The organism is Youngiibacter fragilis 232.1 (assembly GCF_000495435.3).
Taxonomy (GTDB): Bacteria; Bacillota; Clostridia; order Clostridiales; family Clostridiaceae; genus Youngiibacter; species Youngiibacter fragilis.
Window position 1 is genome coordinate 22,914 of the sequence record NZ_AXUN02000113.1, and the last position, 23,386, is coordinate 46,299.

The window sequence follows — 23,386 nt, forward strand, 5'->3', positions numbered from 1 at the left end:
AATGAGATTAAATGGAAAGATTATCAGCTTAACCTTAATGACAGCAATGGTGACCATGCTTTTTGCCGGGTGCGCCGGTAAGAGTTCAACTGAAACCACCGCACCTTCCGCCAAGACACCCGAAAAGATTCGTGTCGCTATAGTGCAGCCACTTAGCCATACGTCGCTTGACCAGATCAGGGAGACCATAGTCTCTGAGCTGGAAGCCTCAGATGTAGAGTTTGAAATCACAACACTGAACGCCAACGGAGACACATCCTCCCTGTCCACGATCCTCACCAACGAGAAGTCCAGGGGAGTTGATATTGTGGTTCCTATAGCCACTTCAACAGCCCAGAGCGCAAAGGTGGTATTTGACGGTTTAAAGACACCAATAGTATTCGCAGCAGTGTCTGATCCGGTTGCTGCAGGTCTTACAGGCGATGACAGCAAGAACATAACCGGCGTATCAAACAGCATACCGGCTGCAGAAATAGTTAAGCTTATTTCAAACTTCCAGCCGGACTTCAAGAAAATCGGATTCCTGTATACCTCGAGCGAAGCTAACTCTGTGTCTACCATCAACAAAGCTAAGGAATACTGCGATGCAAACGGAATTTCATATGAGGAATCTTCAATAGCAACACTCAGCGACCTTCAGAGTGCAGTGAACAGTCTCCTTTCAAAGGGAGTGGATGTGCTTTATACAGGCAATGACAACAGTATAGCATCTGCTATGACAACCTACACTGACGCAGCCTACAGCAAGGGCGTACCAGTATACTGCGGTGCGGATTCAATGGTGGCTGACGGAGGCTTTGCGACGATCGGGGTAAACTACGTCCAGCTTGGACAGCAGGTTGCAGACATTGTGGTAAGGATCGCTGAAGGTGCAGAGCCTTCTGAGATACCATACGAGACTTTGAGTGAGTACGCAAAGTTCATCAACATGCAGGCTGCTGACAGATTAAGCTTCGAGCTTACAGATAAGATGCTTGAAGGCTTCAGGGTTTTGGTTGAGCAGGACGGAACCAGCCACTTCGGAAAGTGAGTGAGGGATGATGTACGCTGACATGCTCATTTCTGCCCTTGGCCAGGGGATAATATATGCCCCTATGGCATTGGGGATTTTCATAGCCTTCAGGATCCTCAACACACCGGACCTGACAACAGACGGAAGCTTTGTATTCGGTATGGCGGTCTGCGCCATGGTGACAATTGCGGGACATCCGATCATAGGAATCCTTGCAGGAATTGCTGCCGGTATGGGAGCAGGGCTCGTAACCGGATTCCTTCAGACAACATTCAAGATAAATCCAATACTTTCTGGAATACTGACCATGACAGGTCTGTATACGGTAAATTATGCTGTTCTTGGAGGTCAGTCCAACAGGTACCTCCAGAGCATGGTAATCAACAAGAGCGGTGTGGAAGCACCGGTATCCAGCAGGACAATCTACAAGATGGTTTCATTTTCAGAGAATGGGGCAGTATCGGAACTTATCCTGTCTGTGATCATCGTTGTCATACTGGTCGTCATACTGGCTGTATTCTTCAAGACCAGGCCAGGACTTGCCCTTCGGGCGACAGGCGACAATGAGGAGATGGTAAGGACCTCCTCCATCAATGCGAACCTCACGAGGAGAATGGGGATAATGCTGGCCAACGGACTTGTAGCTTTGTCAGGAGCCATGCTCTGCCAGCAGCAGAGATATGCTGACCTTGGCAACGGCAATGGAATGCTAGTTGTCGGTTTGGCATCTGTAATCATCGGCCAGGCTATATTCGGGAAGCGTGGTGTGACGCTAAGCGTGATTTCAGCGGTCGTTGGTTCCGTGCTCTATAGGATAATACTGCAGGCTGCATACCAGATAGACATGCCAAGCTACACTGTAAAGCTGATTTCAGCGCTTATAGTTGCGATATCCCTTACATTGCCTTTGGTCAAGGAAAAGATTGATGCCGGTAAGATGAGGAGATCAGGAGAAGGGAGGGTGAACAGATGAGCAGGCAGGAGAATACTGAAAGAAGCCAGCTTTCCATCATCCACCTGTCCAAGACATTCAATGCGGGAACTCCCAATAGGATGGTTGCCCTCGATGACTTTTCACTTGAAGTGCCAAAGGGTGAATTCATAACCATTCTTGGATCAAATGGAGCAGGCAAATCAACCCTTTTCAATGCGATCCTGGGGAAATTCCTGCCTGACAGCGGCAGGATAATTCTTGACGGTGATGATATAACATTCAAGAAGGACTACAAGCGTGCTGCAAACATCGGATGCCTTTATCAGAATCCATTGCGGGGAACCGCACCCAACATGACGATTGAAGAGAATCTTGCGCTCGCGTATACGAGGTATGCCTCGCGTTCATTCTTCGCCATACATAAAAAAGACTCGGAATACTTCCGTAAGCTTCTTGCTACTCTCGACCTTGGACTAGAGGACAGGATGAGGACCAAGATGGGACTGTTATCCGGAGGGCAGCGCCAGGCAGCGTCGCTGCTTATGGCAACTATAGCCAAGCCAAAGCTTCTGCTCCTTGATGAGCATACTGCAGCCCTTGATCCCGCAACCTCAAAAAAGGTTCTGGAGATCACAAACCGAATAATCATGGAAGACGGGCTGACAGCCATGATGATCACCCACGACATGAATCAGGCCCTGTGTTTCGGTACACGTACCATAATGATGGATGCAGGCCGGATTGTCCTGGACATTACCGGGGAAGAAAGGAGCAGAATGACTCCAAGATCCTTATCTGAACTCTTCTCAAACAAATCCGGGCACCTTCTGTCTGACAGGAGCATGCTTTCGATTTAAGTGCCTTATTGTTTCGCATGGATGGGTTTCCTGCTTGACACATAATATTTTATCCAGGCTATGCTGATTAGTTAAATCAGCATAGCCTGGATAATTTCGTTGGAAGATCTTAAAAACCATCGTGCAGAGTCAGCTTAACCAATAATCCTGTATGCTCGGGGAAGATTGAAGCCTTGTTTCCTAGATCGCACCGACAATCCTATGAGGTATGTAAGGCTCTTCAAGGTAAGCTATATCATCAGCGGTCAGCTTGACGTTCAAGGCTCCTGCCGCATCATCGAAATACTTTGCCTTGGTTGCTCCTATTATTGGGGCAGTAACACCTTTTGCGAGGTGCCAGGCAAGTGATACCTGGGTCATGGTTGCTCCATGCCTTTCAGCAAGCTCATGGACACGCTGTACTATGGCATAATCCGTTTCCTGGGTGCTGTCATACTTGGAGACTGCTGTCTTGTCGGTCTGGCTGCGCTTCGTCTCCGCGTTCCATTCAAGGCGTGAGAGCCTGCCGGCAGCAAGAGGGCTGTAGGGAGTAAGGGCAACGTTCATCTGACGGCAGATTGGGATCATCTCCCTCTCATCCTCACGGTAAAGCAGATTGTAGTGGTTCTGCATTGAAGAGAAGGGTGTCCATCCGTTCTTGTCTGCCGCGACCTGCATGTTGTGGAACTGATATCCATACATTGCCGATGCTCCAAGGGCCCTTACCTTGCCTGCCTTTACAATGCTGTCCAGGGCTTCCATGGTCTCCTCTATGGGAGTTCCATAATCGAACCTGTGTATGATGTAGAGGTCGAGATAATCGGTGCCAAGCCTTTTTAGGGAAAGGTCGATTTCCCGCTGGATCGCCTGCCTTGACAGCTTGCCTTCATTGAAGTAGACCTTTGTGGCAAGGACAACCTTGTCACGGGCTACATTGTTTTTTATCGCACGTCCCAAATACTCCTCGCTGGTGCCTCCAGAATAGGTGTTGGCGGTGTCAAAGAAATTGATCCCTAAATCGAGCGCACGTTTTACGAGCTCCTCGCTGTCCTCAGCATTAAGGGTCCATGCGTGGAAGTTGGAGCCTGGGTCACCGAAGCTCATGCATCCTACACAAAGGCGAGAAACCATCAGATCTGAATTTCCAAGCTTTGAATACTCCATTTTTTGCCTCCTCGATATTTTCCTTAGTTCAGAAATTGAAAACAGAATAATTAATAAGAGCGTTAAACCGGACGACCTTGAATCATTAATCTGTTACTCTCATTCTATTCCTTTGAGTCAACTCCAAGTCAAGTGATATTGAGTAATTCTCGTGGAAGTTAAAACTGACTGAGAAAATTTCGTGACAGGTAGTTTCCGTGATTTAGTCAAATTACTTGTGTTTCAGGTACTGCTTAAGTAAAAATGTGCAGAAATATGGAAAGGTATAGATTTCATCGCTAAACCTATGTTACCGCCGGTAAGTTTTATGCCATATCTAATATCAGAGTACTTATCACTTTTTTTGAATCTCTCGTGACTTTAGTCATGAGATTCAAACATATGACATTACTGTAATTATTGTTACCGAATCTCAGGATCGATTCAGTTTTTCCTGCCTGGCGAGGACCTTTGACGATAAGCGGCTTCCTTGTGGGATTAGCTTTCCATTCAGCCAGATAGCTATCAATTTTACGCTTCAGGTAGAGCATTATCTCACCTCCCTTGAGTATCTTGTTATTAATATACGTCTGCAAATAAATAAAACAACATGAATACGAAAAAATGAGCGAATAATTAGAGGAATAACACAAAAAATGAGGGATATTATATTACGAGAACTCGTTTCATAAGAACAGTAAAATTGCCAATAAGAAAAGGTTGATAATCAAGTGAAAAATTACTGTGAATAACCTATACGAGACTTATTGAGTCATCCAGGAAGATTATTGCTAATGGGCTGGGGGAGAAAAGTGCATCCAGATGGAGCTCGTAGAAGGTCTGCAAGGAGCCTTAGAAATAATGGAGACAATATAAGCAGATGGCTATAAGAAATGTGCCCGCAAAAGCTTGTTAGAATGCGTTCTTTCCCGGATTAACTTTCCTTAAGCTGCGAAGTCCTGTATATATTGAATATTGATTCATATTGGAACATCTGAGTGTATGTTTTTTTTAAAAAGCAATTGAATATTTTACATTTATTTCATTTATTGTCTGATATTATAGTCAGAATGATAATAAGAGGTTAATATAGATATAATAGGTTGAATTAATAAATTCTGCAAAAATAGGAGGAATCATGAACATTATTCAGTTAGCTCAACAGGTCGAGAATGATATGGTCAAGTGGAGAAGATATCTTCACAGCATTCCGGAATTAGGATTGGAGCTGCCTAAGACAAGCGCATATGTGCAGGAGATCCTTTCGGAACTTGGCATTGAATATAAGACATTGGTAAATGGCAATGCAGTAGTCGGTATTATCAGAGGTACTCAAGACAGCCCTGTTATAGGATTGAGAGCCGATATGGATGCCCTTCCAATCAAAGAGGATACAGGATTGGATTTTGAATCCAAAAACGGGAAAATGCATGCATGCGGACATGACGGTCATACTGCCATGCTGCTTGGGGCTGCAAGGATCCTTCAGGAGAACAGACAGCACCTTAAGGGTACTGTAAAACTGTTGTTTCAGCCGGGTGAGGAATATCCTGGGGGAGCACTTCCGATGATTGAAGAAGGAGCCATGGAAAACCCACATGTGGATGCAGTGATAGGTTTGCACAACGGCCATATCTACCCAGAACTTCCTAAAGGAATGATAGGTATAAAAAGTGGACCGATGATGGCTTCAATGGACAGGATTCTTATTAAGGTCAAAGGGAAAGGCGCACATGGCGCATATCCGCATGATTCGGTTGATCCTATCTCAATGTCCTTCCAAATCGGAACAGCCCTGCAGACTCTCGTAAGCCGTGAAACCAAACCTGTAGACCCGGTAGTGTTATCAATTTGCAGGATCCAAGGTGGCTTTAACCAGAATATCATACCAGAGATGGTTGAGATGGAGGGAACTGTCAGAACACTCAACAGGGAGACAAGAAGCCGCATTGCGAAAAGGATCGATGAGCTGGCATCTGGCATAGCAAGGTCCATGAGAGGTGAAGCTGAGCTGATTTATGACTTCAAATATCCACCGCTGATCAATGATGAAAAGTTCACTGGATTTTTCAGGGAATCTGCAAAAAAGATCGTAGGAGAGGAAAAGATCTTTGACATGCAGGAACCGGTTATGGGCGGAGAGGATATGGCATATTTCCTTGAGAAGGCACCGGGAACATTCTTTTTCCTGAATAATCCGAAGGAAGTTGGAGGAGCGGTCTATCCCCATCATAATTCAAAATTCGATATCGATGAGAGCTTCTTCAAAGTAGGAGCGGCCCTATTCGTCCAGACAGTCTTAGATTATCTGGGATAGTCAAATGACATGACGGCGGACAGGGCAGCCAATCCGCCATCATGAATATAATATGGTCTTAATGCCCTGGCATTAGATATAGGTCCAATTAATCAAACTGATTAGAGAAGGAGGGTTGAAAGAAACTCATATCTAAAAGTCAAAAAAACAGGGAGGTTATCAAATGAACAAAAAATCCGTCATTAGTCTAGTCATAATCGCATTTATCATTACAATCATAGCTGAAATGATCGGAACCAAGCGGCTTAATATCGGAATTGGAACCATCGTTTTCCTTCCGATGCTGTTCGCCGTGGTTATGGGAATCCTGATAACACCAGGCGCTTTGGGCAAGAAGATAGAAGGCCTGAGAAAGGTAATTGGCCCTGACGAAGTCGATTTGGCCGGAACCTTCGTAATGATCGCATTGCTTCCGCTGGGAGTCAAATACGGCACGCTGGTAGGCCCAAACATTGTAAAGGTAATACAAGCCGGTCCGGCGCTGCTTCTTCAGGAACTGGGCAACCTTGGAACAATATTCCTTGCATTGCCGGTTGCTTTGCTTCTGGGACTCAAGAGGGAATCCGTTGGTGCCACATTCTCGATCTGCCGTGAATCTGCACTGGGTATTGTCGGTGAAAAGTATGGCATAAATTCGGCAGAAGGTACCGGAGTTCTTGGAACCTATCTCATCGGAACTCTGTTTGGTACAATATTCTTCAGCGTTTTGGGTTCACTGTCCCTTTCAACAGGGCTTCATCCATACGCTTTGGCAATGGCTACGGGAATGGGAAGCGGCAGTATGATGGCAGCCTCTTCAGGAGCACTTTCTGAAGCTGTGAGTCCGGCCATGAAGGAAACTGTCCTGGCTTACGCTGCAACCAGCAACATGCTGACAGGGGTAACGGGACTCTATGCAGAGCTATTCCTTGCTCTGCCTATGACGAACTTTTTATACAGGAAACTGGAACCAATCCTGGGAAGGAGGAAGAAATAAATGGCAGAAAAAACGCAGAAAACAAAAAAGCTCGGTACATATATCGTTGTTCTTCTGATCTCCGGGCTCATGATTCTGATCGGTCAATGGGTAGGATATGATAAGCCGATAATGTCCTCTATCCCAGGATTACTCCTGGTACTATTTATTGCCTTCATATCACTTATCCTTAAGGAGTATTTGCCGTTTAAGTTCCCGGCTTTCGCCTGGGCATCGCTTCTGGCATTGCTTCTGAGCATGCCGTTCATGCCTACTGCAGGATTCTTCCTGAAGTATACGAACGAAGTGGTATTCCTTGGTACGACTACTCCAATCCTGGCTTTTGCCGGTATTTCAGTAGGCAACAAGCTGGGTGAGTTCAAGAAGCTCGGCTGGAAAGTCTTCGTCGTTGCTCTTTTCGTATTCGCCGGAACATTCTTCGGTTCAGCTATTGTAGCCAATATAATCATGTCGCTTACCGGCCTGATTTAAGGAAGCGGTACCAAAGTATAGACCTGAGACTTCCTGCCTTCTGAGCCTTGTTTTAATGGGTTCAGAAGGCTATTTTTAATATAAGGGCTTACGGTAAAGACAAAAATGACATGAAAGATCAAAGCATTGAGGTGTGATATGAACGAAATTCTGGATATGAAACTACTCAGTTCCATATGTACAAGGAACGAGTACTACCTCAAGAATACTATAGAGATTGCAGACAAGCTTGGCTTGAGATACAGGATTGAAAGGATTACCGACAATGAAGTCCTGAAAGGTTATGGTGTCCATAACAGATGCAAATCAGGTGCGTATTGCCCGGGGTGCAACCGTCTGAATGATTTCAGGTTCGGGGATGATACTACGATGTATGCTCCAGCCCTGGTGATAGATGGCAAGGTTGTCCTGCACAGCTGCATATTCACCAAAGATGTAGTTGAAGGCGTGCTCTCAGGGTATGCTTATGAGGAAGCATGAAGGGAGTTTGAATTTAATGCCTATTTTCACAGTCATCAGTATATCCATTCGAGAACATGGTTCATGTACAAAGGCAGGTGCCTTACGTAAGCACCTGCCTTTGAAATATATGTTTTTTATAGGTGTCCGAAGATCCAATGCCTGCAATCAATTTGAATATGCAAGGTTCCCGGAGTTTTCAAGATATTCAAGCAAAGCTTCCCTTGAACTTCCAATGTCCTTAACATCATAGCCAAGCATATCTGATGCTTCGGCTGCATTAAGTTTGAAATCAACATCCCCGCTCAGTATTTCAACATGGTCAAGATTTTCGATAAGCCCGAGAAGCAGCATGGCATCCGGCATCAGGTCAAGCTCGCTGAAAGCTTCAATAGGGGAATTGAATGTGACAGTCAATCCATAGGGCTCAATACCCGTCTCAAGTTCAATGGAATACTCTCCTAATCCGGCGAATCCAGTCTTTCCAATCAGATTTGAAACCGCTGAATTGTTTCCAAGGTACTGGACTTTTGCTTTGTACAGGTCCTCCGCATATTGTTTCCACATGATGCCGCCGCTAAATGAAATGGATCCGGATGTGCGGATCAGGGTATAGTTTGCCTTTACCCCATCCAAATAGATCTCAAGTGCCGGGACATCGGCTGTGAAGTAGTTCACCTGGAATATATGGTAGTCATCTGCAGGGATCCCATCCCTGCTGGTATAGCTTATCTTTAGTGTCGATCCCTTGAAGAGGTTCCTTGACAGTCCTTCTGCAGTCGCATCCATGGGATGACTGAGACCCTTGTAGTAGATCAGGTAGTCGGTATTTGTCCCGTCTTTTGTCGTGACCTGCTGTTCAAGGACATATATTCCGTCCGCGGAAGCCTTTGACACTTTAAGCCATTCGGCTATCGTCCTGTTACCCAGATATTCCTCATAAGGCATTCCTGAGACAGTACCTATGCTGCTGGTCGAGAAAGTACCCCGGTAAGCCACAAGACCGAATGCGAGCACAGCCATTGCCAGGACTGGGATGAGTATCGCGGCAATAAGTATCCTTCCGAGCCCCTTATCCCTATTCACGCTGGTTAAGGGTGACCTAGATTCCTCAGGGACTGGCTCGCCGCATGTGGCACATACCTCCCAGTAGGATTCAAGTGGACTGCTGCATTTCTGGCATCTTTCCTTTAGCTGAGTTCCGCAATGAGGGCAGACGGAGTATTGCTCTGTAACAGGATACTGGCATTTAGGACACTGCATGGCGCTGTGGTCATTCCTCACTATCAGGTATATAATGAGCCCGATGAATGTGGGGGAGAAAACAGAGATCAGTGTCCACAGGACAGCGTTCATGCCTCTTTGCGATGCATCCCTGTAGACATAGATTCCTATCATTATCGGAATTACCAGAAACAGCATTGAAGCTATCGGAGCCAAAATAAGCAACCCCAAAGTAGATATAGCCATAATAATAACTTCCTTTCCACTAGAAATTCGTCAAGATTCTTTATTTTCCTGTCATGCTTCAAATATTGACCTTAGATTCATTGGATACCTCTTTGCAAAGACAGCTGCGATAATTCCGCTGCCTGCAAGTGAAGCGCCTAAAAGCACAAGGCATGCCATACCTGCTGCAAGCGAGTACTGCGCTATGACAAAGGCAAGCAGTACCAGGCAAATGTTGCTGAATAGAGATGCGATTGTGAGCAGAAGCGTACGTTTCGCAAGCTGTCTTAAATACACTGTTTCCATTAGCTTATTTTCATCAAGTACCGGCGGCTTGTAGCCGCTGAAATCATAGCTCAACTTCATTGTTCAACATCTCCTTCAGAAGTTTCTTCGCCTTGTTAAGCCTGGATTTTACCGTTCCTGCAGGAATCTGGAGGGAGTAGGCAGTATGGCTTATGTCAAGGTCCTGGAAGTAGTACAGGATGATTGTTGTCCTTAACTTGTCAGGAAGCCTTTCAACAGCGTCATGAAGGTCGCTTGAATCCTGTTTCTCTATAGCTGAAACATTCTCCATAACAGTATCCTTGGCTTCCTGTGACCTGAAGCCATCGAAGATTGGGCTTCTTAATCTCTTCCTGAGCTGGTCCTTGTATGTATTGACACATATCCGGGTCAGCCATCCTTCAAACTCGTTCGTCTTATCATATAGCCCAATCCTTGCGCACACCTTCAGCCAAGTCTCCTGGTAGAGGTCGTCTGCGTCGGAAGGGTTGGTGCAGAGGGTCCGGCACAGGCCATAAAGGCGTCGGCCGTGCTTCTCAATATAATGCTCGATCATCCTCTCTCCTCCCTTCACTTACATATACGTATTGCGGACCAAAAAGGTTCGTTTGTCTAAAGCTTTTTTTATAAATTTCGCGGTGATGAAGAATCACAAAAAAGAAGGTGACTCCCACAGATTGGGTGTCACCTTCAATTTAATCACAGTTACTGTGTAATTCCTATTACATTGAAAATATATGGAGGTATGCTAATGATTCGACCTTGCTTATTCCATCCGGTCATATCCTGCATGAGTCCCTGTAAAGGATCTGAGGTTCTTTGACCGAATGGACCGGATCCTTCGCTGCGTCACTCAGTATGCCTTCAGCGATTGCGATGCATTCTGCTGCCATCTCCTCTGAAGGTATGGAGACCACTGTTATGGATGGTGTCATGTATTCGGTGGAATCAGCACTGAGAAGACCAAAGGAAATCATCTCAAGCTCATCAGGGATGCCTATTTTTTCCTCATTGAATACCTTGGCCGCCCCTATTGCCAGGACATCTGAATCGCAGAACAGCGCTTTGGCCATACGCCCGCTTTCGATCAGCTTTCTGGCAGCATTTGCACCGCCTTCATAGGAGTGCTCTGCCTTGATGACCAGTGACTGGTCAACTTCAATGCCAAGTTCCCTGCAGGCGTTGAGGAATGCCTGGGTACGGAAGCTGGTTGCGATAGCGGACCCTTCAGTGGTAATTACAGCAACTCCCTTATGTCCTTTCCTTGCGAATATGGACGCTGCCTCAAAGGCGGAGGCTTCGTCATTGCTCCTTACAGTGTGGAATCTTTCAAGATACCTGTTGAAGAGAATTGTGGGAATCCTGGATTTTGTACCGGCGAGGAATTCCATGTCCTTGGCTGAAGCCGCTCCTACAATTGCTATGTTATACCTGTTCTTGCTGGTAAGCCCTGCTTCCTTGTACAGATTGTCATTGGTGTAGGTGCAGACTACCAGGTCCACATTCAGGCTTCTTTTCTTTACTTCATTCTGAAGTCCGACAAGGATCCTTGCCAGAAAGGAGGCCCTGTAGTCCAGTGGCCAGTAGAGTGCAATGACAGGCTTGCCTTCATCGGCGCTCCGAAGCCTCCTGGCAACATTGTTAGGCTTGTAGCCCAAAGCCTTCACCGCTTCAGAAACCTTCTGCGCAGTCTCCTTTGCAACCTGCCTTTCCTCGGCCTGTCCGTTTATGACAATTGACACTGTCGATATTGAAACGCCCGCAAGGGCGGCGACGTCTTTGATCGTAGGCATAGTAACCCATCCTTCATCGTTTGTATAAATAGCATAGGAAAAAAACTTTTTCATGTCAAGCTTAAAACGTTTTAAACAATCCATTGACAAATATTTAATTTATGATAACATTCTCTTAGAACGTTATAAGTAACTATGAGGAGTTTGATGAAGATGACATGGTCACAGGGAATACTTGCCAGGGCCACCGGTAGAGAAGACATACGGGCAGGACAGGTTTTAAGGCTCAAGTTCGACAACTGCATTATCAATGACGGGGCAGGCCACAAGGCGATTGACCTGCTGGACAGCGAAAAGGGGATCAGCAACAGGGAATCGGTTACTGTCATCCTTGACCATGACATTCCTGCCGGAAGCTTCGAAAGCGCATTCATACAGAAGAAGCTTATAGATTTCGCGAGGGACAATGATACGAATTTCATCCAGTCTGCAGGAACCACCTATGAGCTCATGCTGAACCAGGTGAAGGAAGGAAGCCTCGCTGCGGTATGCGGAAACCACCACGGGACCTTCGGGATTAACGGTGCACTCGGAATAAGGCTTTCACCTGAAGAAATGGCAGAGCTCCTCATGAACGGGGAGATAGGATACAAGCTGCCTGAAGTCATAAATGTTGAGCTGGCGGGAAAGCTTCCTGAATCAGCAACAGCCAGAGACTTCATGCTTGGACTCGTTTCTGAAGTCGGGGAAGAAGCATTCAAGGGATACGTAATTGAGATTACAGGCGATGCAGTAAAGTCACTTGGAAGGACTGACAAGTTTGTCATCTGCAGCCTGATGAGCAGGACCGGCGCAGAGTCGGTACTCATTAAGGAAGAGAAGGCAGAAGGATACTCAAAGGAATTCTCATATGACCTTGGCAATGCGAAGGCGGTGGTGACACTTCCTGGTGATCTGAAGACAGTCAGGACAGTTGATGAGCTTAGAGGAACAAGGGTGTCTGCGGGCTTCATCGGCGCATGCACAGGTGGACACATAGAGGACCTGCGCAAGGCGGCGGAAATCCTTAAGGGTAAGAGGGTAAAGCTTGGATTCAGGCTCCTTATCGGCTGCGTGAGCAATGAGACATACCTTCAGGCCATGGAAGAAGGCCTGATAGATGTATTCTTCGATTTTGGGGCACAGTTCACAAATCCAGGCTGCTCAACATGCAGGACAACTTCCATCGGAGTAGTGGGGGACGGGGAAAGCCTGATATCCACAGGGTCATATAACTTCGCGGGATGTGCGGGAACCACTGACTCGAAGATCTATCTCGCATCAGTGGAGACAGTAGCAAGAACAGCCATATCAGGAATTATCGGGGAATAAGGGGAGACAGATGGAGAATATATTAAAAGGCAAAGTATGGAAGCTTCCGGATGATGTGGATACGGATACGATAATACCCGGCAGGTACGGAGTACTGCCAAGTGCGAAGGCCATGAGCAGGCACTGCATGGAGCCCCTGAGGCCGGAGCTGGCATCAGGCGTAAACCCAGGGGACATATTCGTGGCAGGAAAGAACTTCGGCTGCGGCAGCTCAAGGGAACAGGCACCGGCATGCATAGCGGCACTTGGTATAAAGGTGATTATCGCAAAGTCCTTCGCGAGGATATTCTACAGGAACGGAATAAATAACGGCATGATGCTGATTGAGAGTCCTGATGTTCCTGACAACTGTGAAGAAGGGGACATCATAACAATCGAGGTGAACAAGAGCATTACGGTAAACGGCAGGACCTTCGCATTCCCGGTATTTCCGGACAACGTCAGTGCGATCATAAAGGATGGCGGCCTGGTTGAAAGATACAAGAGGATGAACGAAGAGAAGGAATTCTTCAAGACCAAGGGACATACCATGGCTGAGAAGATCCTGATGAGGAATACGGGTCTATCTGATCTGGAGCCGAGGCAGCTTGTCACCGGAAAGCCTGACATGTGCATGATCCATGACATATACACTCCTTTCGTCATACAGCAGCTCGACAAGATGAAGTTCAAGGAGCTTGCGAACCCTGACAAGGCCGTAGTGGTGCTGGACCACCTGATGCCCACAAACCAGGCGACAGGGGACCCGAGGCACTACCGTGCAGGCATTGAGCTCCATGAGAGGTTCGGCATAAAGAAGATCCACATAGGGGAAGGCATATCCCACAGCCTGATGCATGAGAAGGGCTATGCCCTGCCCGGCACACTGGTTGTTGCGACAGACAGCCATACGCCTACATACGGCGGAGGCGGATGCTTCTGCACAGGAATCGGGTTCACTGAGATGGCGGCTACTTTGGGAAGCGGAGAGCTCTGGCTCAAGGTTCCTCACGCCATCAAGGTCGTGGTTGAAGGAAAGCTGCCGGAAGGTGTATATGCCAAGGACATCATACTTAAGATCCTCGGTGACATAAAGTCCGATGGCGGTACTGGCATGTCCATGGAGTTCACGGGAAGCACCTGCAAGGACCTGAGCATGCAGGCGAGGTTCACCATAGCCAACATGGCCCTTGAAGCAGGCGTTAAGACAGCGCTGTTCGAAGCGGATGAGAAGACAGCTGAATACTTCGGGATGGACCTCAAGGACATCGAATGGATAAGGATAGATGAGAACGCAAAATACCTGAAGGTCCTTGAATACAAGGCGGAAGACCTTGTACCGCAGCTCGCCTGCCCGCAGGGAGTCGACAATGTCCATCCAATAGACGAGGTCGCAGGGACACCGCTCAATGAAGTCTACATCGGTTCATGCACCAACGGGAGCATAGAGGACATGAAGGTTGCGGCAGACATACTTGAAGGAAAGAAGATAGCGAAGTTCATGAAGCTTGTCATCATACCTGCAACGCTCCATGTATACAAGGAAGCCATGAGGCTCGGATATATCAAGACATTCATAGATGCGGGGGCGATGGTCTCACATCCATGCTGCGGACTGTGCTGCGGACAGCCTTACGGACTAATGAGCGACGGCGAGGTGGTCCTTGGAACCAACAACAGGAACTTCATAGGAAGGATGGGTACCAAGAAATCCCTCATTTACCTTTCATCACCTGCCGTGGCTGCTGCAAGCGCACTGGCAGGACATATCGCAGACCCGAGGAAACTGATATAGGACACTTTGATCCAGTATAAGAATAATAAAGGATAGGGGAGTAGAAAATGAACTACAGGATAGCGGTAATACCAGGAGACGGAATAGGGGTAGACGTAATCAATGAGGCTGTAAAGGCGCTTGACAAGATAGGGGAGCTTTACGGACATACATTCCAGTATGAGTACAGGCTTGTCGGGGGATGCTGCGTGGATGCTTATGGAGTGCCCATTCAGGATGAGACCATTGAGGTATGCAGGAACAGCGATGCCATACTCTTCGGAGCGGCAGGGGGTCCCAAATGGGACAGCCTTCCATTTGAACTCAGGCCTGAAAGGGGACTAGGGAGACTGAGGAAGGAGTTCAACCTCTTCGCAAACCTGAGGCCTTCAAAGATATATGAGGACCTGAAGGAAAAGTCGCCTCTCAAGAACAGGGTGATCGAGAAGGGTGTTGACATTATGCTGATAAGGGACCTTACAGGAGGGATATACTTCAGCGAGAAGGGCAACAGGATAGGCAAGCATGGCGAGGAAGCATATGACGTTGAGTGCTACAGCAAGTTCGAGGTGGAGAGGGTAGCCAGGAAGGCCTTCGAGATAGCAATGGGAAGGAAGAAGCTCGTCACAAGTGTCGACAAGTCCAATGCCCTGTTCAGCGGAAAGCTCTGGAGAGACACGGTAGCTGAAGTAGCCAAGGATTACCCTGAGGTAAGGCTTGAAAACATGCTGGTTGACAAGGCTGCAATGGAGATTGCGTGCAATCCAAGCAGATTTGACGTTATACTCACAACAAGCATATTCGGAGACATACTGTCGGATGAAGCAGGTGTTACAACAGGATCTGTTGGAATGCTTCCGTCTGCGGCCATAAACGAGAAGGGCTTCGGGCTTTATGAGCCGATCCACGGGACTGCTCCTGACATCGCGGGCATGGGCATCGCAAACCCGCTGGCATCATTCGCAGCAGTCGAGATGCTCCTGAGGATAGGACTCGGCCTTGATGAGGAAGCTGCAGCAATAGACAGGGCTATAAACAAGGTGCTCCATGACGGCTACAGGACAGGTGACATATTCATGGAAGGAAACACCAAGGTTACCACTGCTGAGATGGGTGCGCGTACTGTAGAAAGGATCACGAGGTAAGGGATGATGGGATTGAGCATAACGAGTAAGATTCTTAAAAGTCATCTGATTGAAGGGAACCTCTACCCTGGTGAACAGGTCCTTGTGAGCGTTGACCAGACACTCGGCCATGACCTTACAGGAATCATGGCAGCACAGGTGCTTGAAAGTGTTCAGCCTGAGAAGCTAAGCACAGAAGTATCGGTTTTTTACTGCGACCACAACACATTGGCGGTTTCATCGGAGAATGCTGACGACCACATGTACCTGAAGACTGCCGCAGAAAGGTACGGGGTCTACTTCTCAAAGCCAGGGAACGGAATATGCCACTTCCTCCATTGCCAGAGGTTCGCAAAGCCTGGAAAGATAATGCTTGGGGCGGACAGCCATACTCCGACATCAGGAGCACTTGGAATGCTTTCAATAGGAAGCGGCGGACTGACAGTTGCTAAAGGAATGCTTGGTGAAGGCTTCAGGATGACGACCCCCAAGGTGATCAACATAAGGCTCACAGGCAGGCTGAACCCTGGAGTCGCTGCCAAGGACATTGCCCTGGAAGCGCTGAGGATACTTACAGTAAAGGGCGGAATAGGAGCCATAATCGAATACACCGGTGAAGGCGTCAAGACCCTTTCAGTTCCTGAAAGGGCAACCCTAGCCAACATGAGCATAGAGCTCGGGGCGACCACAGGAATATTCCCGAGCGACGAGGTCACATACGAATACATGAAAGCCCAGGAAAGGGAGGACAGTTGGATAGAACTACTTCCTGACGAAGATGCTGCCTATGACAGGACAATAGAGATTGACCTTGGGGAGCTCGAACCGCTAGTTGCAAGGCCACATATGCCTGACCTTGTCTCAACTGCCAGGGAGGTTTCTTCTGTCAGGCCGAACTCCGTCTTCATAGGAAGCTGCACCAACGCATCCTATTCGGATATCCTCAAGGCATCGAAGATCCTCAAGGGACACAAGGTCCACAAGGACATCGACCTTACTGTTGCCCCTGGATCGAAGCAGGTACTTGAGCATCTCATAAAGGACGGGGTTCTTGCAGACCTTGTGGAATCTGGTGCCAGGATACTTGAATGCGCCTGCGGACCATGCATCGGAATAGGACAGGTCCCATGCGCTAACGGAATCGCCGTGAGGACATCGAACCGTAACTTCCCTGGAAGGAGCGGAAGCCAGAGCGCCTCAGTTTACCTTGCAAGCCCTGAGACAGCGGCTGCCACAGCGATAACAGGCCATATTACAGACGTAAGGGACATGATGGATGCAGGCATACTTGCTGATTGCTCGGAACCTGTCACCTACAAGATAGACGACAGCTCATTCATAAGGCCTGAAGACGTCAGTAATCCAAAGGATGTCAAGGTCATCAAGGGAGAGAACATAAGCGACCTTCCCATGAGGGGAGCCCTTCGCGACAGGATAGAGGCTGTATCTGTGATCAAGCTCGGGGACAACATCACTACTGACGACATAATCCCGGGTGGATCAAGTATCCTCCAGTTCATTGCAAATATCCCGAAGTTCGCAGAGTTCACTTTCTGCTACACCGATGAGACTTTCGTGGACAGGATAAAGAAGCTCAAGAACTCCGTCATCATCGGCGGTGAGAACTATGGACAGGGTTCAAGCCGTGAGCATGCGGCAATGCTGCCGATGTACTTCGGTACTGAGGTGGTCTTTGCGAAGTCCTTTGCCAGGATACACAAGGAAAACCTCATAAACTACGGTATACTTCCCCTTGTCTTCAAGGATAAGGAGGACTATGACAGGATTGACATGAACGACACGTTCGTAATCGAGAACGTGCTTCTCCAGGCTGATTCCGGAGAAGTTACAGTGAAGGTCCCTGGCAAGGGCCTTGAATTCAAGACAGCCCTTGAAGTGTCACCATATGACCTGAAAGTGCTGAAGGAAGGCGGAGCCCTTAACTACCTCAGGAACAAATAGACAGACATAGAACGATTTTCGTTGCCCATTCGAAAGGTCAGGAGACAACAGGCTGATCCATAGTATCGACCAAGTGACTCCCGGACAGCTCCAATTGAGGTATAATGGATATCTCAGGTATTGGAGAGGTCCAGGAGTCTTTTTTTAAACTCGAAATGCTGAAAAATAGCTGAAAAAAATCGTTATCTGTGGCTAGAATCAGAAAGTGTGTATTCTGGATTGTCGCAGAGAGAGTTTTGTTCGTTTACGTTTACACGGGTTAACAGAATTAGATCCTTTGCAGTGGTGGGAAAAGACTCCTTCCATGGCATATTTCCAGGATTATCGTTGAAAGTCATTGAATTAACAGCAGGTGTTTCTGGGTGTTAACTTAAATTAACAAAAAATACTCGAATCCGGCTGGTTTGACCATATAAAACGTTGTAATTACGGTGGATTTTACTTTTTTGTGTTGTTGGCATGATTATTGCTTTAATATCAGTGCGCGCAACACAAAAATTCACGGGGGTAAAGTATGGAAAACAAAAAGAAACAAGGATATTCGACGGCTAAGATAGCGGGACTGTTCCTGGGATTGGCCGCAGCTGCAATAATTCTAATGCTTCCTGGAATATCAGGACTCGATGCCGTAGGCCAGAAGGCATTGGCATTGACCGCACTCATCGTTATATGGTGGATAACTGAACCAGTTCCAATATGGGTATCCGCACTATTGCCGATAGCCGTTTCGCCTCTTATAGGACTTGCAGGCGTAAAGACTACTGCTGAGGGCTTAAGCGTTTACGCAAATTATGCTTCACCTGTTGTCCTTATGAGTATTGGTGTATTCCTTCTTGCCGCTGTAATTGAGAAGTGGGGACTTCACAAGAGGATTGCTCTGAACATCGTAGCCAAGGTAGGAAGCAAGCCAACAAGGATAATCATGGGATTTGCCCTTGCAACAGGCTTCATCTCGATGTTCAAGTCAAACGTTACTGCAACAGCAATGATGCTTCCTATAGGCATAGCTCTCCTGAAGCAGCTCGGATTTGACCGTGAGAGCGGATTCTCAAAAGCTCTTATTCTTGCGATCGCTTTTGCTGCTTCCATCGGTGGCATGGGTACGATGATAGGGTCAGGAACAAACATCGCTGGCTCAGCCCTGATGAAGGATCTGGCAAGCATTGACATAACATTCCTTGAATGGATGAAGGTTGGACTTCCTTTTGTAATACTTTTCCTTCCGCTGAGTGTCATAATACTTAACCTTGTATTCAATGTTAAGCAAGCCAAGATCGAGGATGCTGATACGATACACAGGGAGCTCAAGGCTCTTGGATCCATGTCAAAGGCTGAAAAGCTTACAGCTGCATATGTGGTTATAGCGATAGCAGGATTCGTGCTTATGACACAGCTCAAGAAGATATTCCCGATGATCGCTGATGAAAATTATGCAGTGCTGATAGGACTTGCATTGTTCCTCATTCCGGTGGACTTCAAGGAAGGCAAGTTCCTCATGGATTCCAAGACAGCTATCAGGGAGATCTCCTGGTCAACATACCTGCTGCTCGGTGGTGCCCTGGTTCTTGGTGATGTATTCTCAAAGGCTGGCATAGCAAAGTGGCTTGCATCATACATGGGATTCCTCTCAAACCTACCGGAAATCGGAGTCGTAATAGCTATAGCGGTTATAGTTGCGTTCATAACTGAGTTCGCTTCCAATTTCGTTGTTGCAAGTGCGTTCCTTCCACCTATCTTTGGAATTGCTGTAGAGCTTGGAATCAATCCAATGCTTCTCATGATGACAGTTACCTTGTCTGCAAGCCTTGCATTCATGTTCCCTTCAGGAACACCGACAAATGCCCTGGCTTTCGGTACTGGATACATAGACATAAAGGACATGGTAAAAGGCGGATTCTTCGTAAAGATGATAGGCGTAGTGCTCTTCCCGGTTGTCTTCTACTTCATATCCGCACCGCTTACAACATTGTTCTAAACAATAAATGGCCAGAAAATCTTAACCCGCTTTAAACATATTTGATTAGGTGACCTGAGCCGATTAGCTCAGGTCACCTTTTTTTCATCAGGGTATCGAATGGCAAGGATGCTTGCGGCATAAGGATTGAAATGTTGGCACGGAACTTGCTTATCTATCATTGAAGTTAAATGTTTTAGTTTAAGGGAGGCAAACATGATACCTAGAAAAGTAACCGTAAGGGAAACAAGTCCAAGAGACGGGTGGCAGAATCTCAGCTTTATCGAGACAGATGTCAAGGAAGCTGTAATCGGAAAGATCATAGACATGGGTGCTCCTGAGATAGAGCTTACATCCTTTGTGAATCCAAAGGCTGTTCCGCAGATCCAGGATGCTAATGAGCTTACAAGGCGAGTCCTTGAGATGAAAGCGGAGAAGAAGAGCGATGTGAAGCTTACGGCGCTTGTTCCGAACAAGAAGGGTGCTGACAATGCCTATGCAGCAGGGATAAGGACCATAGACCTTGTCGTAAGCGTCAGCGAGCTCCACAACAAGAGGAACGTCAACAAGACTGTAGACGAGAGCGTAGCATCACTCAGGGAGATCATGGCAGACCTTCCGGAGGACCTTGAGGTAAGGCTTGCCCTTGCATGCGTGTTCGGAAGCCCGTTCGGGGATGAGATCGATGTTGACAAGGTTGTAAGGATAATCGACGAAGCCGTGAAGATGGGGGTAAATATAGTAGGTCTTGCTGATTCCGCCGGACTTTCAACACCGGACCACACTTCGAGGATAATCAGGAGGATCAGGGAACATGCTGACCTGGACAAGGTTGCCGCACATATCCATGATACGAGGGGGCTTGGAATCGCAAATGCCTATGCTGCCTTCCAGGAAGGTGTGTACAGGTTTGACAGCGCCCTTGGCGGACTTGGCGGATGCCCGTTCATACCTGGTGCAGCAGGCAACATCTCCACGGAGGACCTTGTGACCATGTTCAACAGGATGAACATCGTGACAGGTATCGATTCCGAAAAGATGTACGAGGCTTCACTCTATCTGTCAAAGCACGTAAACGGCAAGTACAACAGCAAGATGCTTGACATCAACAGGCTGAAGGAAGTTACCGAATAAAGCGGTCTGCACCCGAACATGCCTGATGTGCGGTCATACAAGAAAAATGCGTCTGTTAATTTTGGTTAACATGACTTAACGCAAATCATTCCAATACTGATGAATCATGGCTGCATTTCAGTCAAAATGGCATTTTATAAGCTTGGCACGGTAATTGCTATAAATAAATTGGTCAGATGCTTTGATGGCATTCCCGGAAGTTTTCCAAGGCAGGGATTTCAAATCTTAAAGTAATGACCACAGGCGAAAGTGGCAGGATCATATTCATATTCCCAGGAGGTCAGAATGGACAGGATACTAAACATTGACATAACCGGAAAGCACAACTTCCTATTTGTCGGGGAGGCCGGAAGCGGTAAAAGCGAGGTTGCTATCAACTTTGCCAGGTACCTGCTTGAGATGGATGACAAGCCGGTCCACTTCTTTGATATGGATATGACAAAGCCGCTTTTCAGGTCAAGGGATGTCATGAATGAAATCGAGTCCCTTGGTATAATATTCCACCATCAGGAACAGTTCTATGATGCACCGACACTCGTTGGAGGTGTCACGAGGCTCCTTAAGGATGAGAACTGCCATGTGGTCATGGACATAGGCGGGAATGACGTGGGAGCCAGTGCCATAGGCGGATTCGCACCTAAGGTCAACAATGACTATACAGAAGTTTACTATGTGCTGAACCCATACCGTCCCTGGTCGGACAACCTGGACCATATTGACGGTACGCTTTCGGCGATACTCAGGATATCACACATAAAGCTTGAAAAGGTAAAGATGATAAGCAATCCGAATATCGGGTTGACCACAGATGCGGCTGAAGTCATGGAAGGCAACAGAAGGATGGCCGAGATGGTCGGACCGTATAAGGACATTGAGTTCCTCTGCGTAAGGAAAGAACTGTATGAGCAGGTGAAAAGCAGATCTAATGTTCCGGTTTTCCCCATTCATCTGTACCTCACATACGAGTGGAACAAGATGTAGCTGCCAAGCCGAAAAAGGATGGTGGACATACCGCTTTTAGCATTGCAAGTCAATGTCTATATAGAAATCAGATAATAAAAGGGAGGAAATACTCAAGTGGGAAGAATAGAAATCAGGTCGGAAAGCTGCAAGAGCTGCCAGTATTGTGTCAAATACTGCCCTAAGAAAGTGATAGAGATAGGGAGCAACGTAAACTCAAAGGGTTACGAATACGCTGTGCCAGTAAGGATGGATGACTGCATCGCCTGCCAGATATGCGCAAGGATGTGTCCTGACGCAGCCATTGAGGTATATAAATAGGATTTGTATTAAGCAGGGGTGCATCTAACAGGAGGTAGGGGTATAGAAGCCCGAACCTGTGAACTGTCGGGTGCAGTGAATTTCAGAAAGCATATGAGGGAGGAAAAAAGGAATGGCAAGAATATTCATGAAAGGCTGCGAAGCCATAGCTGAAGCGGCAGTAAGAGCCGGCTGCAGGTTTTTCGCAGGTTATCCTATAACACCACAGAACGAGATCCCTGAATATTTCGCGAGAAGGATGCCTGAAGTGGGAGGTGTCTTCATCCAGGGAGAAAGTGAGGTCGCTTCAGTAAACATGGTCTACGGAGCAGCATCAGCAGGAACAAGGTCAATGACCTCGTCATCGAGCCCGGGAGTTGCACTGAAGAGTGAAGGTATATCTTACTGCGCAGCTGCAAGGATTCCCATGGTATACGCGAACATTTCAAGGGGAGGCCCGGGTGTCGGATCGATCCATCCTGCACAGATGGACTACTTCCAGGCTACCAAGGCTTCAGGAAACGGCGGATTCGAGATGATGGTGTTCGCGCCTTCAAGCGTACAGGAAGCTGTTGACATGACCTACAACGCATTTGACTATGCTGACAGGGACAGGAATCCTGTGCTCATACTTGCCGATGGAGTAATCGGAACGATGATGGAGCCGGTTGAGCTTCCTGAGGCAAAATCCGATGATGAGGTTGCGGCGATAAAAGCGTCTAAGAAGGTATGGGCCTGCACAGGCCACAAGCTAGACTATTCCAACAGGGGATGGATACAGCCCGGCAACTGGAGCACCACAGTCATGCAGAATGAGAACATAAAGGCAGCTGAGCTCTACAAGAGCTGGGAAAAGGAAGCCCAGGCTGAGGAATACCTGGTTGAGGATGCAGAGGTAGTGATCGCATCCTACGGAATATCAGCAAGGATAGCAAAGTCAGCGGTAGAGGAGCTCCGAAAGGAAGGCTTTAAGGTCGGACTCATAAGGCCAATAACTGTCCATCCTTTCCCGTACAAGGCATTCGACAGTATCAACTACGATACCTGCAAGGCAGTGCTTGATGTTGAAATGTCAATTCCTGCCCAGTTTGTGCATGATGTCGCAATCGGAGTCAAGGAACGCTGCCCGATAGAAACTTGCCTTTGCTCAGGTGGAAATATCATGAGCAGGGAAGCGATAATCGAATCTGCCAAGAAGATCTGCGGGAAATAG

22 protein-coding genes are annotated in these 23,386 nt (G+C 47.4%); 16 read left to right on the forward strand and 6 right to left on the reverse strand.

All coding sequences use genetic code 11. From position 1 onward, the window contains the following. The first annotated feature begins 1 nt into the window (after position 1). From T472_RS06135 to T472_RS06145, 3 genes are read left to right on the forward strand one after another with little or no spacing between them, the layout of a single operon-like run. Complete coding sequence (locus T472_RS06135) at positions 2-1,030, forward strand: ABC transporter substrate-binding protein (RefSeq protein WP_023384971.1); 1,029 nt, start codon at positions 2-4, stop codon at positions 1,028-1,030. 7 nt (positions 1,031-1,037) lie between these two features. Further along, a complete protein-coding gene (locus T472_RS06140) occupies positions 1,038-1,985 on the forward strand; it encodes an ABC transporter permease (protein ID WP_242864769.1) in 948 nt (315 codons plus the stop codon). Continuing rightward, positions 1,982-2,803, forward strand: a complete 822-nt coding sequence (locus tag T472_RS06145; RefSeq protein WP_023384978.1) for an ABC transporter ATP-binding protein — start codon at positions 1,982-1,984, stop codon at positions 2,801-2,803. Before T472_RS06140 ends, T472_RS06145 begins: the two co-directional genes overlap by 4 nt. A 180-nt stretch (positions 2,804-2,983) precedes the next feature. Here T472_RS06145 and T472_RS06150 read toward each other — a convergent pair whose 3' ends face one another. Together T472_RS06150 and T472_RS06155 are read right to left on the reverse strand one after the other, a co-directional pair. Then, positions 2,984-3,946 carry an aldo/keto reductase gene (locus T472_RS06150; protein WP_023384981.1) on the reverse strand — a complete coding sequence of 321 codons (963 nt, stop codon included), beginning with the start codon at positions 3,944-3,946 and terminating at the stop codon, positions 2,984-2,986. A gap of 305 nt (positions 3,947-4,251) precedes the next feature. Continuing rightward, positions 4,252-4,476, reverse strand: coding sequence for a hypothetical protein (locus T472_RS06155; RefSeq protein ID WP_023863429.1), 225 nt, complete (start codon positions 4,474-4,476; stop codon positions 4,252-4,254). Between the two features lie 587 nt (positions 4,477-5,063). Here T472_RS06155 and T472_RS06160 point away from each other — a divergent pair. The 4 genes from T472_RS06160 (at position 5,064) to T472_RS06175 (ending at position 8,169) form a co-directional block, all read left to right on the forward strand. Next, positions 5,064-6,242 carry a M20 metallopeptidase family protein gene (locus T472_RS06160; RefSeq protein WP_023386087.1) on the forward strand — a complete coding sequence of 393 codons (1,179 nt, stop codon included), beginning with the start codon at positions 5,064-5,066 and terminating at the stop codon, positions 6,240-6,242. 163 nt (positions 6,243-6,405) lie between these two features. Then, on the forward strand, positions 6,406-7,218 hold the full coding sequence (locus tag T472_RS06165) for a DUF3100 domain-containing protein (RefSeq protein WP_023386084.1): 813 nt from the start codon (positions 6,406-6,408) through the stop codon (positions 7,216-7,218). Continuing rightward, positions 7,219-7,689, forward strand: coding sequence for a hypothetical protein (locus T472_RS06170; protein WP_023386081.1), 471 nt, complete (start codon positions 7,219-7,221; stop codon positions 7,687-7,689). 138 nt (positions 7,690-7,827) lie between these two features. Further along, positions 7,828-8,169 (forward strand): thioredoxin domain-containing protein, encoded by a 342-nt coding sequence (locus T472_RS06175; protein ID WP_023386079.1) that lies wholly within the window; start codon positions 7,828-7,830, stop codon positions 8,167-8,169. A 147-nt stretch (positions 8,170-8,316) separates the two neighbouring features. Here the strand turns inward: T472_RS06175 and T472_RS06180 are convergent, their stop codons facing one another. From T472_RS06180 to T472_RS06195, 4 genes are all read right to left on the reverse strand, one after another. Further along, positions 8,317-9,618 (reverse strand): DUF4825 domain-containing protein, encoded by a 1,302-nt coding sequence (locus tag T472_RS06180; RefSeq protein ID WP_082447590.1) that lies wholly within the window; start codon positions 9,616-9,618, stop codon positions 8,317-8,319. 51 nt (positions 9,619-9,669) lie between these two features. Then, the gene (locus T472_RS06185) at positions 9,670-9,963 is read right to left on the reverse strand and encodes a hypothetical protein (protein ID WP_023386073.1); all 294 of its coding nucleotides are present in this window, start codon (positions 9,961-9,963) and stop codon (positions 9,670-9,672) included. Next, positions 9,947-10,438, reverse strand: coding sequence for an RNA polymerase sigma factor (locus T472_RS06190; RefSeq protein ID WP_023386071.1), 492 nt, complete (start codon positions 10,436-10,438; stop codon positions 9,947-9,949). Before T472_RS06190 ends, T472_RS06185 begins: the two co-directional genes overlap by 17 nt. A gap of 223 nt (positions 10,439-10,661) precedes the next feature. After that, positions 10,662-11,675, reverse strand: coding sequence for a LacI family DNA-binding transcriptional regulator (locus T472_RS06195; protein ID WP_023386067.1), 1,014 nt, complete (start codon positions 11,673-11,675; stop codon positions 10,662-10,664). 147 nt (positions 11,676-11,822) lie between these two features. Here T472_RS06195 and T472_RS06200 point away from each other — a divergent pair, with 147 nt between their 5' ends. The 9 genes from T472_RS06200 to vorB all read left to right on the forward strand — a co-directional run bounded on the left by T472_RS06200 (position 11,823) and on the right by vorB (position 23,386). After that, positions 11,823-12,986 carry an aconitase family protein gene (locus T472_RS06200; RefSeq protein ID WP_023386064.1) on the forward strand — a complete coding sequence of 388 codons (1,164 nt, stop codon included), beginning with the start codon at positions 11,823-11,825 and terminating at the stop codon, positions 12,984-12,986. Between the two features lie 10 nt (positions 12,987-12,996). After that, positions 12,997-14,760, forward strand: a complete 1,764-nt coding sequence (locus T472_RS06205; RefSeq protein ID WP_023386062.1) for an aconitase/3-isopropylmalate dehydratase large subunit family protein — start codon at positions 12,997-12,999, stop codon at positions 14,758-14,760. Between the two features lie 47 nt (positions 14,761-14,807). Next, positions 14,808-15,884, forward strand: a complete 1,077-nt coding sequence (leuB, locus tag T472_RS06210) for a 3-isopropylmalate dehydrogenase (RefSeq protein ID WP_023386060.1) — start codon at positions 14,808-14,810, stop codon at positions 15,882-15,884. A gap of 6 nt (positions 15,885-15,890) precedes the next feature. After that, positions 15,891-17,825, forward strand: a complete 1,935-nt coding sequence (locus T472_RS06215) for an aconitate hydratase (protein ID WP_040906890.1) — start codon at positions 15,891-15,893, stop codon at positions 17,823-17,825. 514 nt (positions 17,826-18,339) lie between these two features. Beyond that, positions 18,340-19,800 (forward strand): SLC13 family permease, encoded by a 1,461-nt coding sequence (locus T472_RS06220; RefSeq protein ID WP_023386056.1) that lies wholly within the window; start codon positions 18,340-18,342, stop codon positions 19,798-19,800. 195 nt (positions 19,801-19,995) lie between these two features. Next, positions 19,996-20,913 (forward strand): hydroxymethylglutaryl-CoA lyase, encoded by a 918-nt coding sequence (locus tag T472_RS06225; RefSeq protein ID WP_023386054.1) that lies wholly within the window; start codon positions 19,996-19,998, stop codon positions 20,911-20,913. A 285-nt stretch (positions 20,914-21,198) separates the two neighbouring features. Next, positions 21,199-21,894, forward strand: a complete 696-nt coding sequence (locus T472_RS06230) for an ATP-binding protein (protein ID WP_023386051.1) — start codon at positions 21,199-21,201, stop codon at positions 21,892-21,894. A 96-nt stretch (positions 21,895-21,990) separates the two neighbouring features. Then, positions 21,991-22,194, forward strand: a complete 204-nt coding sequence (locus tag T472_RS06235) for a 4Fe-4S dicluster domain-containing protein (RefSeq protein WP_023386049.1) — start codon at positions 21,991-21,993, stop codon at positions 22,192-22,194. Between the two features lie 112 nt (positions 22,195-22,306). After that, positions 22,307-23,386 carry a 3-methyl-2-oxobutanoate dehydrogenase subunit VorB gene (gene vorB, locus T472_RS06240; protein ID WP_023386046.1) on the forward strand — a complete coding sequence of 360 codons (1,080 nt, stop codon included), beginning with the start codon at positions 22,307-22,309 and terminating at the stop codon, positions 23,384-23,386.

Excerpts from the sequence above, each read along its gene's own strand:
- T472_RS06135 (WP_023384971.1), top strand. The coding sequence starts at position 2 with ATGAGATTAAATGGAAAGATTATCAGCTTAACCTTAATGACAGCAATG.
- T472_RS06140 (WP_242864769.1), top strand. The coding sequence starts at position 1,038 with ATGATGTACGCTGACATGCTCATTTCTGCCCTTGGCCAGGGGATAATA.
- T472_RS06145 (WP_023384978.1), top strand. The coding sequence starts at position 1,982 with ATGAGCAGGCAGGAGAATACTGAAAGAAGCCAGCTTTCCATCATCCAC.
- T472_RS06150 (WP_023384981.1), bottom strand. The coding sequence starts at position 3,946 with ATGGAGTATTCAAAGCTTGGAAATTCAGATCTGATGGTTTCTCGCCTT.
- T472_RS06155 (WP_023863429.1), bottom strand. The coding sequence starts at position 4,476 with ATGCTCTACCTGAAGCGTAAAATTGATAGCTATCTGGCTGAATGGAAA.
- T472_RS06160 (WP_023386087.1), top strand. The coding sequence starts at position 5,064 with ATGAACATTATTCAGTTAGCTCAACAGGTCGAGAATGATATGGTCAAG.
- T472_RS06165 (WP_023386084.1), top strand. The coding sequence starts at position 6,406 with ATGAACAAAAAATCCGTCATTAGTCTAGTCATAATCGCATTTATCATT.
- T472_RS06170 (WP_023386081.1), top strand. The coding sequence starts at position 7,219 with ATGGCAGAAAAAACGCAGAAAACAAAAAAGCTCGGTACATATATCGTT.
- T472_RS06175 (WP_023386079.1), top strand. The coding sequence starts at position 7,828 with ATGAACGAAATTCTGGATATGAAACTACTCAGTTCCATATGTACAAGG.
- T472_RS06180 (WP_082447590.1), bottom strand. The coding sequence starts at position 9,618 with ATGGCTATATCTACTTTGGGGTTGCTTATTTTGGCTCCGATAGCTTCA.
- T472_RS06185 (WP_023386073.1), bottom strand. The coding sequence starts at position 9,963 with ATGAAGTTGAGCTATGATTTCAGCGGCTACAAGCCGCCGGTACTTGAT.
- T472_RS06190 (WP_023386071.1), bottom strand. The coding sequence starts at position 10,438 with ATGATCGAGCATTATATTGAGAAGCACGGCCGACGCCTTTATGGCCTG.
- T472_RS06195 (WP_023386067.1), bottom strand. The coding sequence starts at position 11,675 with ATGCCTACGATCAAAGACGTCGCCGCCCTTGCGGGCGTTTCAATATCG.
- T472_RS06200 (WP_023386064.1), top strand. The coding sequence starts at position 11,823 with ATGAAGATGACATGGTCACAGGGAATACTTGCCAGGGCCACCGGTAGA.
- T472_RS06205 (WP_023386062.1), top strand. The coding sequence starts at position 12,997 with ATGGAGAATATATTAAAAGGCAAAGTATGGAAGCTTCCGGATGATGTG.
- leuB (WP_023386060.1), top strand. The coding sequence starts at position 14,808 with ATGAACTACAGGATAGCGGTAATACCAGGAGACGGAATAGGGGTAGAC.
- T472_RS06215 (WP_040906890.1), top strand. The coding sequence starts at position 15,891 with ATGGGATTGAGCATAACGAGTAAGATTCTTAAAAGTCATCTGATTGAA.
- T472_RS06220 (WP_023386056.1), top strand. The coding sequence starts at position 18,340 with ATGGAAAACAAAAAGAAACAAGGATATTCGACGGCTAAGATAGCGGGA.
- T472_RS06225 (WP_023386054.1), top strand. The coding sequence starts at position 19,996 with ATGATACCTAGAAAAGTAACCGTAAGGGAAACAAGTCCAAGAGACGGG.
- T472_RS06230 (WP_023386051.1), top strand. The coding sequence starts at position 21,199 with ATGGACAGGATACTAAACATTGACATAACCGGAAAGCACAACTTCCTA.
- vorB (WP_023386046.1), top strand. The coding sequence starts at position 22,307 with ATGGCAAGAATATTCATGAAAGGCTGCGAAGCCATAGCTGAAGCGGCA.